The 14,927-nt window shown below is 62.1% G+C and carries 11 protein-coding genes; 8 read left to right on the plus strand and 3 right to left on the minus strand.

The features are described 5' to 3' along the window. The first annotated feature begins 344 nt into the window (after nt 1-344). Nucleotides 345-1,220: an MOSC domain-containing protein gene (locus tag M0D66_RS10270; RefSeq protein WP_093633732.1), complete on the plus strand. Its 876-nt coding sequence runs from the start codon at nt 345-347 to the stop codon at nt 1,218-1,220. Here M0D66_RS10270 and M0D66_RS10275 read toward each other — a convergent pair. Then, nucleotides 1,217-1,597 carry a response regulator gene (locus M0D66_RS10275; protein ID WP_200651017.1) on the minus strand — a complete coding sequence of 127 codons (381 nt, stop codon included), beginning with the start codon at nt 1,595-1,597 and terminating at the stop codon, nt 1,217-1,219. The genes M0D66_RS10270 and M0D66_RS10275 overlap by 4 nt on opposite strands. 717 nt (nt 1,598-2,314) lie before the next feature. Here M0D66_RS10275 and nirB point away from each other — a divergent pair. The 7 genes from nirB to M0D66_RS10310 all read left to right on the plus strand — a co-directional run bounded on the left by nirB (nt 2,315) and on the right by M0D66_RS10310 (nt 12,779). After that, nucleotides 2,315-4,855 carry a nitrite reductase large subunit NirB gene (gene nirB, locus M0D66_RS10280; protein WP_266210691.1) on the plus strand — a complete coding sequence of 847 codons (2,541 nt, stop codon included), beginning with the start codon at nt 2,315-2,317 and terminating at the stop codon, nt 4,853-4,855. Between the two features lie 32 nt (nt 4,856-4,887). Then, on the plus strand, nt 4,888-5,241 hold the full coding sequence (nirD, locus tag M0D66_RS10285) for a nitrite reductase small subunit NirD (protein ID WP_054037565.1): 354 nt from the start codon (nt 4,888-4,890) through the stop codon (nt 5,239-5,241). A 44-nt stretch (nt 5,242-5,285) separates the two neighbouring features. Next, a complete protein-coding gene (locus M0D66_RS10290; protein WP_266210692.1) occupies nt 5,286-9,542 on the plus strand; it encodes a bifunctional nitrate reductase/sulfite reductase flavoprotein subunit alpha in 4,257 nt (1,418 codons plus the stop codon). Nucleotides 9,543-9,670: 128 nt separating this feature from the next. After that, complete coding sequence (locus M0D66_RS10295) at nt 9,671-11,038, plus strand: MFS transporter (protein WP_093633727.1); 1,368 nt, start codon at nt 9,671-9,673, stop codon at nt 11,036-11,038. 104 nt (nt 11,039-11,142) lie between these two features. Beyond that, nucleotides 11,143-11,817, plus strand: a complete 675-nt coding sequence (locus M0D66_RS10300) for a type IV pili methyl-accepting chemotaxis transducer N-terminal domain-containing protein (RefSeq protein ID WP_266210693.1) — start codon at nt 11,143-11,145, stop codon at nt 11,815-11,817. Between the two features lie 124 nt (nt 11,818-11,941). Further along, nucleotides 11,942-12,427 (plus strand): SRPBCC family protein, encoded by a 486-nt coding sequence (locus M0D66_RS10305; RefSeq protein WP_266210694.1) that lies wholly within the window; start codon nt 11,942-11,944, stop codon nt 12,425-12,427. Between the two features lie 34 nt (nt 12,428-12,461). Next, the gene (locus tag M0D66_RS10310) at nt 12,462-12,779 is read left to right on the plus strand and encodes a helix-turn-helix transcriptional regulator (protein ID WP_244179281.1); all 318 of its coding nucleotides are present in this window, start codon (nt 12,462-12,464) and stop codon (nt 12,777-12,779) included. Nucleotides 12,780-12,810: 31 nt separating this feature from the next. On the opposite strand, the gene M0D66_RS10315 is transcribed toward M0D66_RS10310, so the two are convergent. Then, a complete protein-coding gene (locus tag M0D66_RS10315; RefSeq protein ID WP_266210695.1) occupies nt 12,811-13,719 on the minus strand; it encodes a nucleotidyl transferase AbiEii/AbiGii toxin family protein in 909 nt (302 codons plus the stop codon). Then, nucleotides 13,697-14,728 carry a type IV toxin-antitoxin system AbiEi family antitoxin gene (locus M0D66_RS10320; protein ID WP_266210696.1) on the minus strand — a complete coding sequence of 344 codons (1,032 nt, stop codon included), beginning with the start codon at nt 14,726-14,728 and terminating at the stop codon, nt 13,697-13,699. Before M0D66_RS10320 ends, M0D66_RS10315 begins: the two co-directional genes overlap by 23 nt. Nucleotides 14,729-14,927 lie beyond the last annotated feature (199 nt).

Below are 14,927 nucleotides of genomic sequence, written 5' to 3' on the forward strand. Positions count from 1 at the left end.
TTATGGTAGGGATGCTTCTACAAGTTCAATCCTGTAACGCACCGGAGTGTGCCCGGCGCCGGCTCTGTCGTTGCCCGAGCGGTTCGATTGGGGATTTTACGTCCAAGCGTGGCCGGAAGAAACGACCGCATCGCCCGGCCGGTTTCAGGCCGCATGGCAACTCCCGCCGGATTCGCGATCGCGTGGCGCAAACTCTTGCTCAGCAGGCGTTTCGGGGCGGGCCGCTCAAGAGGAAGCTCGATAGGCCGCTCAAGTTCGGCGCGACCAATGTCCGGCAGCACGCGCCAGCGCTTTACAATCGGAGTTCAACACAAAAAGCGCGTGTTTCCCACACCACCCACACTATGCCTACCATCAGCGAGCTTTTCGTCTATCCGATCAAATCCTGCGCCGGCATTGCGTTGAACGAGGCGCGCCTGCTCGCCACCGGCCTCGAATACGATCGATACTGGATGGTGACCGACCCGAGCGGCGCGATGCTCACGCAGCGCGCGTATCCCCGCATGGCGCTGATCAGGGTCGAGCTCGGCGAACATGAGCTCGTGATCCGCGCGCCGGGTATGAGTGAGTTGCGCACGCCGCTCGACGCCGCCGGGCTCAGCGCTCCGCACAAGGTGCAAACCGTGGTCTGGCGCGACGCGGCTTACGGACTCGACACCGGAGAAGAGAGCGCAGCATGGTTTTCGGCGTTTCTCGGCGTGCCGTCGCGGCTTCTGCGCTTCGATCCCGAACGCGAACGGCAGGTCGATCCGGACTACACCGCTAGCGTCCCCGGGGCCACCACGTATTTCGCCGATGGTTTTCCGCTGCTGGTGATCGGCCAGGCCTCGCTCGACGATCTGAACGTGCGCCTGAACAGCAAGGGCGCGCCGTCCATTCCGATTGACCGGTTTCGCCCGAACGTCGTGCTGACAGGGCTCGAAGCGTACGAAGAGGACTATGTCGAGAGTCTGAGTGTCGGCGGTGCGGCGGAGGAGGCCGTGGAACTGAAACTGGTCAAGCCGTGTGCGCGCTGTCCGATGCCGACCGTCGATCAGGCAAAGGGCGCGCCGGATCCCGATTGGCCGAACGAACCTACGGATACGATGAGCGTCTACCGGGCGAATCCGCAGCGGGATGGGGCGGTGACGTTCGGCAACAATGCGCTTGTCGCGCGCGGGGCTGGGGCGTGGCTGCGCGTCGGTCAAACGGTCAACGCTGAATTGGGCTTTGGCGATTAATGCCGGCCGCGCCCGGTCAGCGCCGCGAGGATTACCGGCATCGGCACGGGTTTGACGAAGTGATGATTGAATCCGGAGCGTAACGACTCGCGCCTGTCCTCGTCGCGCGCGAGGCCGGTCACGGCGACCAGCATGGGCGCCGGCGTGTCGGCTTCATGGCGGATGCGCCGGGCGACTGCGCGGCCATCGAGACGCGGCATTTCGACGTCGAGCAGCGCGGCGCCCGGATGCCACGCGCAATACTGCGCGAGCGCGTCGAGGCCGTTGCGCGCGGTCCGGATGTCGAAACCGTGTGCGCTGAAATAGAGTACGTAGGCGGCCAACAGATCCGGATCGTCGTCGGCGATCAGGAGGCGGGCGGCATCATCAATGGACATCCGGCTTCTCCAGGTTGCGTACCTTGTATTGAGCAATTTGGGGTCCCGATAGAATCGAAGCCCTTTATTCTGTTTTTTTCGCTCATTCCAGCAAGGTATTTGGCGCGGCTTTCGTACGAATGAGTTACCACCCGGGGACGACGAGGAAGCGCGAATCGCACGGGATAGCGCCGCGGGCAGCCGCATTCACGCCGTGTCCAAGGTCCTGCGTCTGATCTGCAAGAACACTCGGATGGGCTTTGCCGCCGCCGGTCTATCGCGGCCGTCATACACTGCTGATCTACAACCTGGGTAGGTACATTTCCGTACCGATCGGTCAGATCGTGCGCGGTAAGTCTCGCCCAGTGCCGCGAAACGCTGCCCGCACGTACACGGTGCTGCGTCGCACCATCCCTGTGCCTCGCTGCATCAAGACGTGCCCACATCCTGCTGACAGCAGACCCGTGTCATATGCCGCAAGGCCCCGTCCCACGGCGCCACAGCGGGAATTTCTCTCGATTGGCACAAGCTTTGCATTAAGCCCTGCCAGCGGATCAACGTGGATCCGTCGCGAGTGCAACAACAAAGTACTCGCCGCAGCACAGGTCAGGACAACGGCGTCCCCCGAACTCAGTCATCGACTGGGTTCGCGGGACGCCGTTTTTATTTCCGGAATCGCTTTCGCGCAGCAGCCAGCCGGCAGCGATTCGAGCCCAGCACATTGAGGAAGCCGCGGTCATGAAAATCATCGTTATCGGTCACGGGATGGTCGGCCACAAACTGGTTGAATGCCTCGCACAAGATGCGGCGCATGGCCTCGACATCACCGTGCTGTGCGAGGAATCACGCCCTGCGTACGACCGCGTGCACCTGTCCGAATTCTTCGCGGGTAAAACGGCGGATGATCTGTCGCTGGTCGAACCGGGTTTCTTCGAGCGCCAGAACGTTTTGCTGAAGCTCAATGCAAAAGCCGTGGCGATCGATCGCGACGCCCGCACCGTAACGGTATCGACCGGCGAGACTCTGCCGTACGACAAGCTGGTGTTCGCTACGGGTTCCTATCCATTTGTGCCGCCCGTGCAAGGGCGGGAGCGCGCCGACTGCTTTGTCTACCGCACCATTGACGACCTCGAAGCGATGCAGGAATGCGGCGCCCGTTCGAAGACCGGTACCGTGGTCGGCGGCGGCCTGCTCGGTCTCGAATGCGCGAAGGCGTTGCGTGACATGGGGCTGGAAACGCACGTGGTCGAGTTCGCGCCGCGCCTGATGGCGGTGCAGGTCGATGAAGGCGGCGGCCGCGTGCTGCGTGCGAAGATCGAAGAGCTGGGCGTGACGGTGCACACGCAGAAGAACACCTCGGCGATTGTCGATGGCGAGTCGGGCACGCATCGCATGCAATTCGCCGACGGCAGTCACCTCGACACCGACATGATCGTGTTCTCAGCGGGCATTCGTCCGCGTGACGATCTCGCGCGCCAAAGCGGGCTCGCGCTCGGCGAACGCGGCGGCATCGTGATCGACAACGCGTGCCGCACCAGCGACCCGCACATCTACGCGATCGGCGAGTGCGCGCTATGGGAAGGCAAGCTGTTCGGCCTCGTTGCGCCCGGCTATGAGATGGCGCGCGCGGTGGCGAAGCAACTGCACGGCGACTCGGCGGAATTCGCCGGCGCCGACATGAGCACCAAGTTGAAACTGATGGGCGTGGACGTCGCGAGTATCGGCGATGCGCATGGCAACACGCCGGGCAGCCGCGCCTATCAGTTCAGCGACGAACGCAAGCAGATCTACAAGAAGCTGGTGGTGTCCGAATGCGGCAAGTATCTGCTCGGCGGCGTGATGGTCGGCGATGCGAGCGAATACGGCACGCTGCTGCAGATGATGCTGAACCGGATCGAATTGCCGGCGTCGCCCGAATTCCTGATCCTGCCGTCGTCCGACGGTCAGGCGAAACCGGCGCTCGGCGTCGAGGCATTGCCCGCCGGCGCGCAAATCTGTTCGTGCAACAACGTCTCGAAGGGCGACCTGTGCGCCGCCGTGTGCGCGGGCGCGACCGACATCGGCGCGTTGAAGTGCGCGACCCAGGCCGGCACGTCGTGCGGCGGCTGCGTACCGCTCGTCACCCAGGTGATGAAGGCCGAGATGAAAAAGCAGGGCCTCGCGGTCAATAACCACGTGTGCGAGCACTTCCCGTATTCGCGCCAGGAGCTGTATCACCTCGTGCGCGTGGAGGGTGTGCGCAGCTTCGGCGAGTTGCTGTCGAAGCATGGTCACGGCCTCGGTTGCGATATCTGCAAACCGGCGGCGGCGAGCATTCTCGCGTCGTGCTGGAACGAATTCGTGCTGAAGAAGGAGCACGCGGCGCTGCAGGACACCAACGATTACTACCTCGCCAACATCCAGCGCGATGGCACCTATTCGGTCGTGCCGCGCATGGCGGGCGGAGAAGTGACGCCGGACGGTTTGATTGCCGTCGGCCAGGTGGCGAAGAAGTACGGTCTCTACACGAAGATCACCGGCGGTCAGCGGGTTGACCTGTTCGGCGCGCGCGTCGAGCAACTGCCGTTCATCTGGGAAGAACTGATCGCCGCAGGCTTCGAGTCAGGCCACGCCTACGGCAAGTCGCTGCGCACCGTGAAGTCGTGCGTCGGTTCGACGTGGTGCCGTTACGGCGTCGGCGATTCGGTGGGCCTCGCGGTCGAGCTCGAGAACCGCTACAAAGGCCTGCGCACGCCGCACAAGATCAAGTTTGGCGTATCCGGCTGCACTCGCGAATGCGCGGAGGCGCAGGGCAAGGACGTCGGCATCATCGCCACCGAAAAGGGCTGGAATCTCTACGTCTGCGGCAACGGCGGGATGAAACCGCGCCATGCCGAACTGCTCGCCTCGGACCTCGATAAGGACACGCTGGTGCGCTACATCGACCGCTTCCTGATGTTCTACGTGCGCACGGCAGACCGTCTGCAACGCACCAGCGTGTGGCGCGACAACCTTGAAGGGGGCTTGGACTATCTGATCGACGTGGTCGTCAACGATCGTTTGGGCGTAGTCGCGGAGCTCGAGGTGGAAATGCAGCACGTGGTCGACACCTACGAATGCGAATGGAAGCGGGCCGTCACCGATCCAGAAACGCGTAAGCGCTTCCGTCACTTCGTCAACAGTGGCGAGCCCGACAGCAACGTCACCTTCGTCGAGGAACGCGGCCAGATCCGGCCCGCGACGGTGACCGAGCGGCTGTCGAAGCTCACGTCGATTCCCGTGGTTGTCGAGACCGTCTAATTTTTTTGCGCTATTCACCGAGGACTTCCGCCATGAACCTTGACCGCCTGCCGCTCGCCTGGACGCCGATTTGCCCGCTCGACGACATCGTGCCCAACACGGGCGTCTGCGCGCTCGTCAACGGCGAGCAGGTGGCGGTATTTCACGTAAACAACGGCGACGCGGACGGCGCCGTGTATGCGATCGAAAATTACGATCCGGGCTCGCAAGCCGCGGTGCTCTCGCGCGGACTGATCGGCAGCCTCGGCGAGCGCCTCGTGGTCGCTTCGCCGATCTACAAGCATCACTTCGATCTGCGTACCGGCGAGTGCCTCGAAACGCCGGCGTATTCCGTTAGCGCGTTCGCCGCGCGGGTGGAAGACGGGCAGGTGTGGGTCGCGGCCTGAGTTGCTGATTTCTCTTTGTATCCATTCGAACGACGTCGCGCTCCATGTCTTCCTCTAGCGTAAAAACCGTGTGCCCCTACTGCGGCGTTGGCTGCGGAATGGTGCTGCACGTCGAGGACGGGCAGGTCGTCAAGATCTCCGGCGATAAAGAGCATCCGGCTAACTTCGGGCGGCTCTGCACGAAGGGCCAGTCGGCGCACGTCGCGTTGCGCAAGTCGGGCCGTCTGGAGGGCGCGTTCGTGCGTCATGCGCGCGACCAGGATCCGACGCCGCTACCGATGGCGCAGGCGATCAGCACCACGGCGGCGCGTTTGCGCGGCCTGCTCGACGCACACGGACCGGACGCGCTGTCGTTTTACGTATCCGGGCAGATGTCGATCGAGGCGCAGTACCTCGTCAACAAGCTCGCCAAGGGTTTTGTCGGCACCAACAACGTCGAATCGAATTCACGTCTGTGCATGGCGAGCGCGGGCAGCGGCTACAAGCTTTCGCTCGGCGCGGACGGCCCGCCGGGATCGTACGAAGACATCGACCACGCCGACCTTTTCTTCGTGATCGGCGCGAATATGGCCGACTGTCATCCGATTCTGTTCCTGCGCATGATGGATCGCGTGAAGGCGGGTGCGAAACTTATCGTGGTCGATCCGCGTCGCAATACGACGGCTGACAAGGCGGATCTCTTCCTGCAGATCAAGCCGGGCACCGATCTGGCGTTGCTGAACGGCTTGCTGCATCTGCTGCACGAAAACGGCCATACGGATGCGGCCTTTATTGCGGACTTCACGGAAGGCTGGGACGGAATGCCAGCCTTTCTCGCGGACTACACACCAGAGAATGTGTCCGCGATTACAGGCCTTTCTGTAGAAGATATCCACCGGGCCGCGCAAATGATCGGCGCCGCGCCGGAGTGGATCAGCTGCTGGACCATGGGCCTGAATCAAAGCACGCATGGCACATGGCACACGAATGCGATCTGCAATCTGCATCTGGCGACAGGCAAGATCTGCCGCCGCGGTAGCGGTCCGTTTTCGCTGACGGGTCAGCCCAACGCGATGGGCGGCCGTGAAATGGGCTACATGGGGCCCGGTTTGCCCGGACAGCGTTCAGTCCTGGTCGAAGAAGACCGTGCGTTTATTGAGGACCTGTGGGGCATTCCGAAGGGCACGTTGAAGACTGAAGTCGGCAACGGCACGATCGATATGTTCACTCGCATGGCTGCGGGCGAGATCAAGGCGTGCTGGATCATCTGCACGAATCCGGTGGCGAGCGTTGCGAATCGCCAGAATGCCATCGCCGGATTGCGTGCGGCCGAACTCGTGATTTCGCAGGATGCCTTCCTCGACACCGAGACCAATCGTTACGCCGACGTGCTGTTGCCCGGCGCGCTGTGGGCGGAAGCCGAAGGCGTGATGATCAACTCCGAGCGCAACCTGACGCTGATGCAGAAGGGCATCGAACCGCCGGGCGTTGCGTTGCCGGATTGGCAGATCATCGCGCGTGTCGCGTGTGAAATGGGTTTCGCCGAAGCGTTTACCTACGCAAGCGCCGAAGAAGTTTTCGCGGAAATTACGCGCGCATCGAATCCGAAAACCGGCTACGACCTGCGCGGCGCGAGCCATCGCCGTCTGAAGGAAACGCCGTTGCAATGGCCGCTCGCCGCTGACGATGCCGCCGACCGCAATCCAGTTCGCTACATCAACGACGGCGTCAGCCAGGCGCTGAAGCAACTGCCCAACGGCCGCCTTCCGCGGCTCGTGTTTCCGACGGCGAGCGGCAAAGCTATGTTCTTCGCCCGCGCGTTTGCCGCCCCGGCCGAGCTGCCCGATCGGGAATTTCCGATCGTGTTGAATACGGGCCGCTTGCAGCATCAATGGCACACCATGACCAAGACCGGCAAGGTCGCGATGCTTAACAAGCTGAACCCGGGACCGTTCGTCGAGATTCATCCCGAAGACGCGGCCACGCTTGGCATCAAGGCAAAAGATCCGGTTGAAATCCGTTCGCGCCGCGGACGTGCCGTGTTGCCGGCGGTCGTTACGGAGCGTGTGCAAGCAGGGAACTGCTTCGCGCCGATGCACTGGAACGACGTTTTCGGCGACGACCTGTGCATCAACGCAGTGACGAGCGACGCCATCGATCCGGTCTCGCAGCAGCCCGAACTCAAATTCTGCGCAGTCGCGCTCAGCCCGGTCGCGATCGACGCCCGTGAGCCGGTTTCGAATGCGGACGACGAGACGCTGAGCGACGCGCCCATGGTTACAGCCGACACTGCGCCGGCAAGCGCTATATCGGCGAACGTCGAGGATCTGGACATGCCCCGTATCGATGCCCTCACTCGTCTGTTGCAGCTTCCGCCGATACCCGCGCCGTCGTTGACCGATGCTGAGCGGACGTATCTGGCCGGTTTCGTCAGCGGCCTGCGTTCGACGGAAGGGCCGGGCATCGACGGCGTGCCGGTTCTGCCAGCCAATGCACCGTTTGATTCGGTGAGCCGCCTGTACGTGGATGGTTTGCTGGCCGGACTATATAGCCGCAGTGGAACCCAGGCGACCGTGTCAGCATCCGCGCTTGCCACCTTGCACTCAGACGAGGCACATGCGTCCGGTGTGCGTATCTTGCGCGTGCGACCCAAAGTCACTTTGCTGTGGGCCTCGCAAACCGGCAACACCGAATCGCTGACCGAACGTTATGCCACACGTCTGATGGAGTCCGGCTTTGAAATCCGCACGTCATGCATGGCGGACTATCAGGCCTCGGCGCTCGCGAAAGCGCAATACGTGCTGCTGATGTCGAGCACTTTCGGCGACGGCGATCCACCCGATAACGCGCAGAGTTTCTGGAGCGAACTGATCGGCGATGCAGCACCGCGTCTCGAAGGCCTGCGCTACGCCGTGCTCGCGCTGGGCGATCGCAACTACGATCAATTTTGCGGTCACGGCCGCCGCCTCGATGAACGTCTCGCCGCGCAAGGCGCGCAGCGTCTGATGGATCGTGTCGACTGCGACAGCGAGTATCAGGAGAATGCCGACGCGTGGCTCGAAAGCATCATCGTGCACATCAAGGAAGCAGATGCGGCGCTGCATGCAGTGCCTCCTGGCGGCATGATTACCGCCGTGGTGCCCGGCGCCGTGCCGACCCGGACGCGCCCGGCCGCATCGCGTCTCGTCAGGAACCTGCAACTGAACAAGCAGGGCGCCGCGAAGGATACGCGCTACTTTTCGTTGAGCACCGGAGACTCGGGCCTCGAATACGAAGCCGGCGATGCGCTGGGTGTATGGCCGAGCAATTGTCCCGAACTGGTCGACGAATTGATCGACCTGAGCGGTTTGAGTGCCGACGCGGCCGTGAACGTATCCGGTGTGGGCGACATGCGCCTCGCCGACGCACTCGGCAAGCACTACGAAATCGCGCGTCCCAGCCCGGACGCACTGGCATTCATCGCTGCGCGAAGCAGCAACGGCGCATTGCGCGATCTGTTGACGCCCGCACGCAAAGCCGATCTCAAACACTGGCTGTGGGGCCAGCAACTCGCCGACGTGCTCCACGAATTTCCCGTGGACCTGACTGCCACGGAATTGACCGGCATGCTCAAGCGCCTGCAGCCACGGTTGTATTCGATTGCATCGAGCCCGAAAGCACATCCTGGCGAAGTTCATCTGACGGTTGCCGCGGTTCGCTACAGCAATGGCCGCCGCAATCGCAAGGGCGTCTCGTCGACGTTTCTGGCCGACCGCGCCGGCGATGTGAATGTGCCGGTATTCGTGCAGAAATCCGCACACTTTCGGCCTCCTCATGTTTCGGACACGCCGATCATCATGGTCGGTCCCGGCACCGGCGTCGCACCGTTTCGCGGCTTTCTGCACGAGCGGCGTGCACGCGGCGATAAGGGTCGCAACTGGTTGTTCTTCGGCGAACAACATGCGGCGACGGATTTCTACTATCGCGACGAACTGGAAGCGATGCGCGACAGCGGTCTGCTGACCCGCCTCGATGTCGCTTTCTCGCGCGATCAAACGGAGAAGGTTTACGTGCAGGACCGCATGCGCGAGCAGGGTGCGCAACTGTGGGCATGGCTCGAAGAAGGTGCGCATTTTTATGTCTGCGGCGACGCAAGCCGAATGGCCAGAGATGTCGACGCCCCCCCCCCCCCCCCCCCCCCCCCCCCCCCCCCCCCCCCCCCCCCCCCCCCCCCTGAGCTGTTTAGCGCAGGAAAAGCGCTACGTACGCGACGTTTATTGATTTTTAAAGCGGCCGGCTCAGACGCGGCATCACGGTTTCAGAGAGTACGCAGTCAAGCTTGAAAGAAGGGCCCGGATGGCATGGAGATTGCGTGCCAGGACCGGTATTCAACATCGTGACCATTCCGGTGCGCGGCGCCTCAAAGCCGTGTACCAGGTAAGCGAACAACCAGTCAATGTGAGGATGTCTAATGAAAAACGTGATGAGCTCTCTAAAGAGCGGAGATTGGCGCGCGCTGGTGGCGTGTTTCCTCTATTTCGACACCGGCTTCACGGTCTGGGTGCTATACGGGCCGCTCGCGCCGTTCATTAGCAAGAGCGTTGCAATGACGCCTGCGCAGCAAGGTTTGCTGGTCGCCGTGCCGGTGCTGTCGGCAGCGATCCTGCGCGTGACGCTCGGCAATCTCTATCAATCCGCGCATGGCAAACGCATCGCGCTGATGGGCGTATTGCTGTCCGCGGTGCCGACGATCGTGCTGCCGTTGTTGCCGTTCGTGCCGTCGTACACCTTGCTACTGGTGCTCGGCGTGTTCCTCGGCGTGGGTGGCGCGAGCTTCGCGGTGGCGCTGCCGATGGCCGGCAGCAACTATCCGCCGAAGGTACAGGGCCTGGTGCTGGGTCTTGCCGCCGCCGGCAACATCGGCGCTGTGCTCGACGGCTTCCTGTTCCCGCAACTGGCGACGCACTACGGCTGGCAAATGGCGACCGCAGGCGCACTGCCGTTGCTCGGGATTGCCGCGATCACGCTGTACTTTTGGGCCAACGATTCCGGTATCAAATCCGGCAGCGTGCTGCGCGCGTTCGGCAGCTTCGCGGTGACGCTCGTTGGCTTGATCGTGCTCGTGCTGCTGGTCGAAGCGGGCATGTTCGGCTCCGGCAAGACCGGTGTGCTGCTGTTGCCGGTGATCGGCGCGCTGCTTGCAATTGCTGTGCTGCCCAAGCGCTATCGCTCGGTGCTGTCCGAGCGCGACACGTGGGCGATCATGCTGGTGTACAGCATCACGTTCGGCGGTTTTGTTGGCATGTCGTCGTATGTTTCGCTGCTGCTGACCAACCTGTATCAGCTGTCGAAGATCGACGCGGGCCTGTTCATGGCGCTGCTTGCCGCGACCGGCGCGATCGTGCGGCCGCTCGGCGGCCTGATCGCCGACAAGGTGTCGGGCGTGCGCGCGCTGACCTTCCTGCTCGCGGTCATTTCGCTGTGCGACTTCGTTTTTGCCGCCGCCATGCCGTCGATGCTGGGCGGGATCGTGTTGCTGCTGTGTCTGTACGTGGCCTTCGGTCTGGGTAATGGCGCGACCTTCCAGCTGGTGCCGCATCGCTGGGCTGGCCGTACCGGTTTGATGTCGGGCATCGTCGGCGCCGCGGGTGGGATCGGCGGGTTCTATCTGCCGGTCGTGATGGGTATCGCGAAGGAAAGCACGGGCAGCTATCAGATGGGTTTCGCAACCTTCGGTGCGCTGGCAGCTTGCGCCTTCCTCGCGATCGTCGCGCTGCGCCGTCCGTGGATGGCGTGGTCGATGCATACCAACGTGATGCATGCGCACGCAACGGAGTGATGGAATTCGGCATCCGCGAGCGATGCTGCGTGTCTGCCGATGGCGCTCACGCAGCGAGGATGCCGGGCGGAGCGAAAGGGTCAATCGAATCATAAGCAGAAGACATGAGCATCGCGAAAGATCGGGTTCAGGCACCACAGTCCGAAGCGGACGTCTCCAGCGAGGTATTGAGCTCGTTGATCAACCTGGCAGGGCGTCAACGGATGCTGTCGCAGCGCATCGCGTTGCAGTCGATGTTGGCGTTTCAACAGTTCGACGGTGCGTTGGCGATTGCGCAGGAGACCTTGCGTACGTTTTCCGACAGCCATACAGCGCTGGTGCAAGGCCGCGACGGCTTGCCCGGACTGTTCTCGCCGGCGTTGCACGAAGCTTTTCACGGCAGCGGGAACGTGGCGAAGAAGATCACAGACTTTATCTCGCTGGCCTCGGTAGCACTGGAGGCGATCGAACGCGGCTCGCCGCGCGCCAATGAAGCACTGAACGCGTTAATCGGTTCCGTCGATCCGTTGCTGACGCATCTGCACGCCGTGACCGCTGTCTACGAGCAGGAAAGCCGGCGCATTGCGCGGGCGCAGAAGAAAGGTCAGCAGGACCTCATCGAGCGGATCAAAGCGATCGCAAAGGAAGCGCATATTGTCTCGTTCAACGGTCAGATCGTGGCGAGCCGCTCGAATGTGACAGGCCGGGAGTTCGCCGTGATTGCGGGCGTAATGACTTCGATCACCAAGGAACTTGAGGGTGTGGTGAGCGCGTTTGTGCAGAAGACGTCGGCGGGATAAGCAAGCGCCTGTGGCGATCTGTTTCGCCGTCCTTCAGTAGAAAGCAGGGCGCTGCCTGAAAATACGCAGGCAAATACTTGCGTGTTGTCAGATGCGAGCCTAATATGCAGTCAGGAGGCTGCGTATGACAATCTCATCTGACACACCCAATAATGCGTCGACTGACCGCATCGAAAAACAGATTCTGCTGAAGGCGCCGCGCTCACGAGTGTGGCGCGCGGTGTCCAATGCCGAGGAATTCGGCAAATGGTTTCGTGTGGATTTCAGCGGCAAACAGTTTATCGCCGGTCAATCCGTCCAAGGCAACATCACCTATCCGGGCTATGAGCATCTCGTCATGGATGTACTGATCGAGCGCGTCGAGCCGGAACATCTTCTGTCGTTTCGCTGGCATCCGGCTGCGGTCGATGTGTCGGTCGACTACTCGCCCGAGCCCACGACGCTGGTCGTATTCGAGCTGAGCGAGGTCGACTCGGGCACGTTGCTGCGGGTGGTCGAATCAGGCTTCGATCGAATTCCCGCTGCACGCCGCGAGGAAGCGTTTCGCATGAATAGCGGCGGGTGGAAAGAGCAGTTGATCAATATCGAAAAGCATGTCGCCAAGGGATAAGCCGGCAGTGGGCAATGCGCGAGTGAAGGCGGCCATGCTGCGAAGTTCCGCGCAGATTTTTGCGGCGCTCGGCGACGAAACGCGGCTGCGTCTGATCGCCGTGTTGTGCGCGGGCAGTGCGATGTCGATTGCGCAGTTGACCGCCGGCACGGAGATTACGCGGCAGTCGGTCACGCAGCATTTGCAGGTGCTCGCCAATGCGGGCCTCGTGCGCGACGTCAAGGTAGGCCGTGAACGCCTATGGGCGTTCGAACCGGCGCACCTCGACGAAGCGCGACGCGCGCTTGAAGCGATCTCGCAGCAGTGGGATCACGCGTTGCTGAGGTTGAAGGCGGCGGTGGAGGGGGATTGAGGCGCGACTATGGGCCGACGTTTTCCGCAGGTCAGCCGGGATTACGGAAACCCTCGCGAAACGCATTGAACGCAGACTCGATGAAGGCAGGCGTCGGCTCGAAAAGCTGGGCACGGCGCCCCATCATGTGGTCGAGAATGCGCGGATAGTCCTCGTCGAACGCCAGCACTTGCGTGATCAATCCGGTGGTCTCCGCCGAGGCGATCGCTGCTGTGTCGCGTCCAAGCAGCGCGGCGCCGGCGAGCTCCAAGTGATGATCATAGTGTTCGACGAGTTCGTAATTCTCGTCGTAAAGACGCGCGTGATTACCTGCCGCAGCATAGTGAGCAAGCAGAAACAGCAAATCCGTCGCATCTTTTCTGTCGGATGCGTGGCGGTCACGCCAGGCGACGATTTTCAGCATCGCCTGGCCCGGCAGCGATGCAACGGGCACGGCCAGGTCTGTTGCCAACCGGACCGTGATGGCGCCGGTCAGCGCTTCGGCGAACCCGGCCACGTTCATCCTGATCGTGTGATCCGGTGGCCACGCGATCTCTTTTGTTGCGGTATTGCCTGAATGACTTGCATTGCCTGCAGCGCCCTCCACGCCGCCGAAAGGAACAATGTCGAGCCACATCAACTCGCCGCTGCCGGGGGCGCGATAGTACAAGCGGTGCGCCTCTCTGCGTTGTTCGAAAGCACCGCCGGCGATCAACGCCGCCTTGAGTGCTGCATGGCCCGTCCAGCTTTCCACGCTTACGCCGATATCGACGTCGGCGGTTGCACGCGTCGCCTCGATGCCGTGTACGTGGGTCAGCATGATGTCGCGCGCGGTCGCGCCGCCAACGAACCACTCGACGTTCGCGGCATTGGCTGTTTCAGCGACATGCCTTAACAGTTCGACAACGAGCGCCGGCAGCGGTCTGCTGTCGGGAATATCAAGTGGAGAGGTATTGCTCACGTAGCATCCGTGCCGTTTCGATGTTGCGGGAATCACCTGTTGCGATCAGGTCGGCATAGATCAGCACAGGATGCACGACAGATGGCGGCAGGTTCGGCGTCCTGGCAAGCGGGATCGGCATGTTCAGGACTTCCACCTCGCCGTCCGGATCGAGGCGCAGGCGGGCGTCGATCAGCCATTTACGCGGTATTGCCTGTTCACAATAAAGCGTCACGGTCGCCGGCTTGAGATAGCCGGTGAGGAGCGCCGCGGCCACTTCACCGCCGAACTGGCATTGCTCACTGCTCGGATCGATGCTGCGCCACCATGCCGGATCTTCGGCGCGGTAGCGGTTGACCAGCAACTGGTTGCGAAGGCGGGAAGGGTACAGTGCGGCCCATTCGTCGAGCAGTCGAGCGGCGTCTGCAAAGACGTAACTATCTTTGCGTTGGACGATGTCGCCTCGCTCGAGGAGGTCTCGAAACGTCGACTGTGCGGTGCCGAGACTGACACCCGCCCGCTGTGCGATGGGGCGTTGGCCCGCATTGATGAGCAATGGGTCGCAAAGCAGGGCCAGTACCACCTTCATCCCTTTGGTGGTCCAGGCGCGGTCTTTGATACGGCTTGCCATGCTGGTGCGCTTCTCACCGGAGATCATGATCAGGTTGCCGTCGCTTTGCATGACGGCGTTACCGGACATATCCAGCGCATCAAGGCCTAACTCCCGGCAATGTCGAAGCAGATTGGGCGACAGGTAGGGCGCGACGAGCACGAACGGATCGTCGGCATGGATATCGGCTGTGGATTTGAGCGCAGCCAGCGTGGCGAAGCGGTCGACGTTGTCCATCAGCAGCACCGGTCGCGACCAGGTCCTGTCCGGCGATGCCTGGAACTGTATCTTCGCTGCATAGTGAGCGCGATGCGGCGGCCGGAGGATTCGGGTGGACACGCCTGTCGCAGCGGAAAACGCTGCGGCGGCGGCTTGAACCGTCGGGTCGGGCACGAACGGCGGCGGGGATTTGCGTGGCATGGTCCACCCTTGTTCAATTTTTATGAGTGTATACGTAACGTGAACAGCCTGCAAAATTGAACGCCCGGCGAAGCAACCCATGGGCGTTCAGAAAATCAGAATGTATACGGAACGTGAACATCGCTAAAAATTGAACACCTTTGACCTTTGACCTTTGACCTTTGACCTTTGACCTTTGACCTTTGACCTTTGACCTTTG

This window comes from Paraburkholderia sp. SECH2, assembly GCF_030464795.1.
Lineage (GTDB): Bacteria > Pseudomonadota > Gammaproteobacteria > Burkholderiales > Burkholderiaceae > Paraburkholderia > Paraburkholderia aspalathi.

Coding starts and splice junctions, on each gene's coding strand:
- M0D66_RS10270 (WP_093633732.1), top strand. CDS start 345: ATGCCTACCATCAGCGAGCTTTTCGTCTATCCGATCAAATCCTGCGCC.
- M0D66_RS10275 (WP_200651017.1), bottom strand. CDS start 1,597: ATGTCCATTGATGATGCCGCCCGCCTCCTGATCGCCGACGACGATCCG.
- nirB (WP_266210691.1), top strand. CDS start 2,315: ATGAAAATCATCGTTATCGGTCACGGGATGGTCGGCCACAAACTGGTT.
- nirD (WP_054037565.1), top strand. CDS start 4,888: ATGAACCTTGACCGCCTGCCGCTCGCCTGGACGCCGATTTGCCCGCTC.
- M0D66_RS10290 (WP_266210692.1), top strand. CDS start 5,286: ATGTCTTCCTCTAGCGTAAAAACCGTGTGCCCCTACTGCGGCGTTGGC.
- M0D66_RS10295 (WP_093633727.1), top strand. CDS start 9,671: ATGAAAAACGTGATGAGCTCTCTAAAGAGCGGAGATTGGCGCGCGCTG.
- M0D66_RS10300 (WP_266210693.1), top strand. CDS start 11,143: ATGAGCATCGCGAAAGATCGGGTTCAGGCACCACAGTCCGAAGCGGAC.
- M0D66_RS10305 (WP_266210694.1), top strand. CDS start 11,942: ATGACAATCTCATCTGACACACCCAATAATGCGTCGACTGACCGCATC.
- M0D66_RS10310 (WP_244179281.1), top strand. CDS start 12,462: ATGCTGCGAAGTTCCGCGCAGATTTTTGCGGCGCTCGGCGACGAAACG.
- M0D66_RS10320 (WP_266210696.1), bottom strand. CDS start 14,728: ATGCCACGCAAATCCCCGCCGCCGTTCGTGCCCGACCCGACGGTTCAA.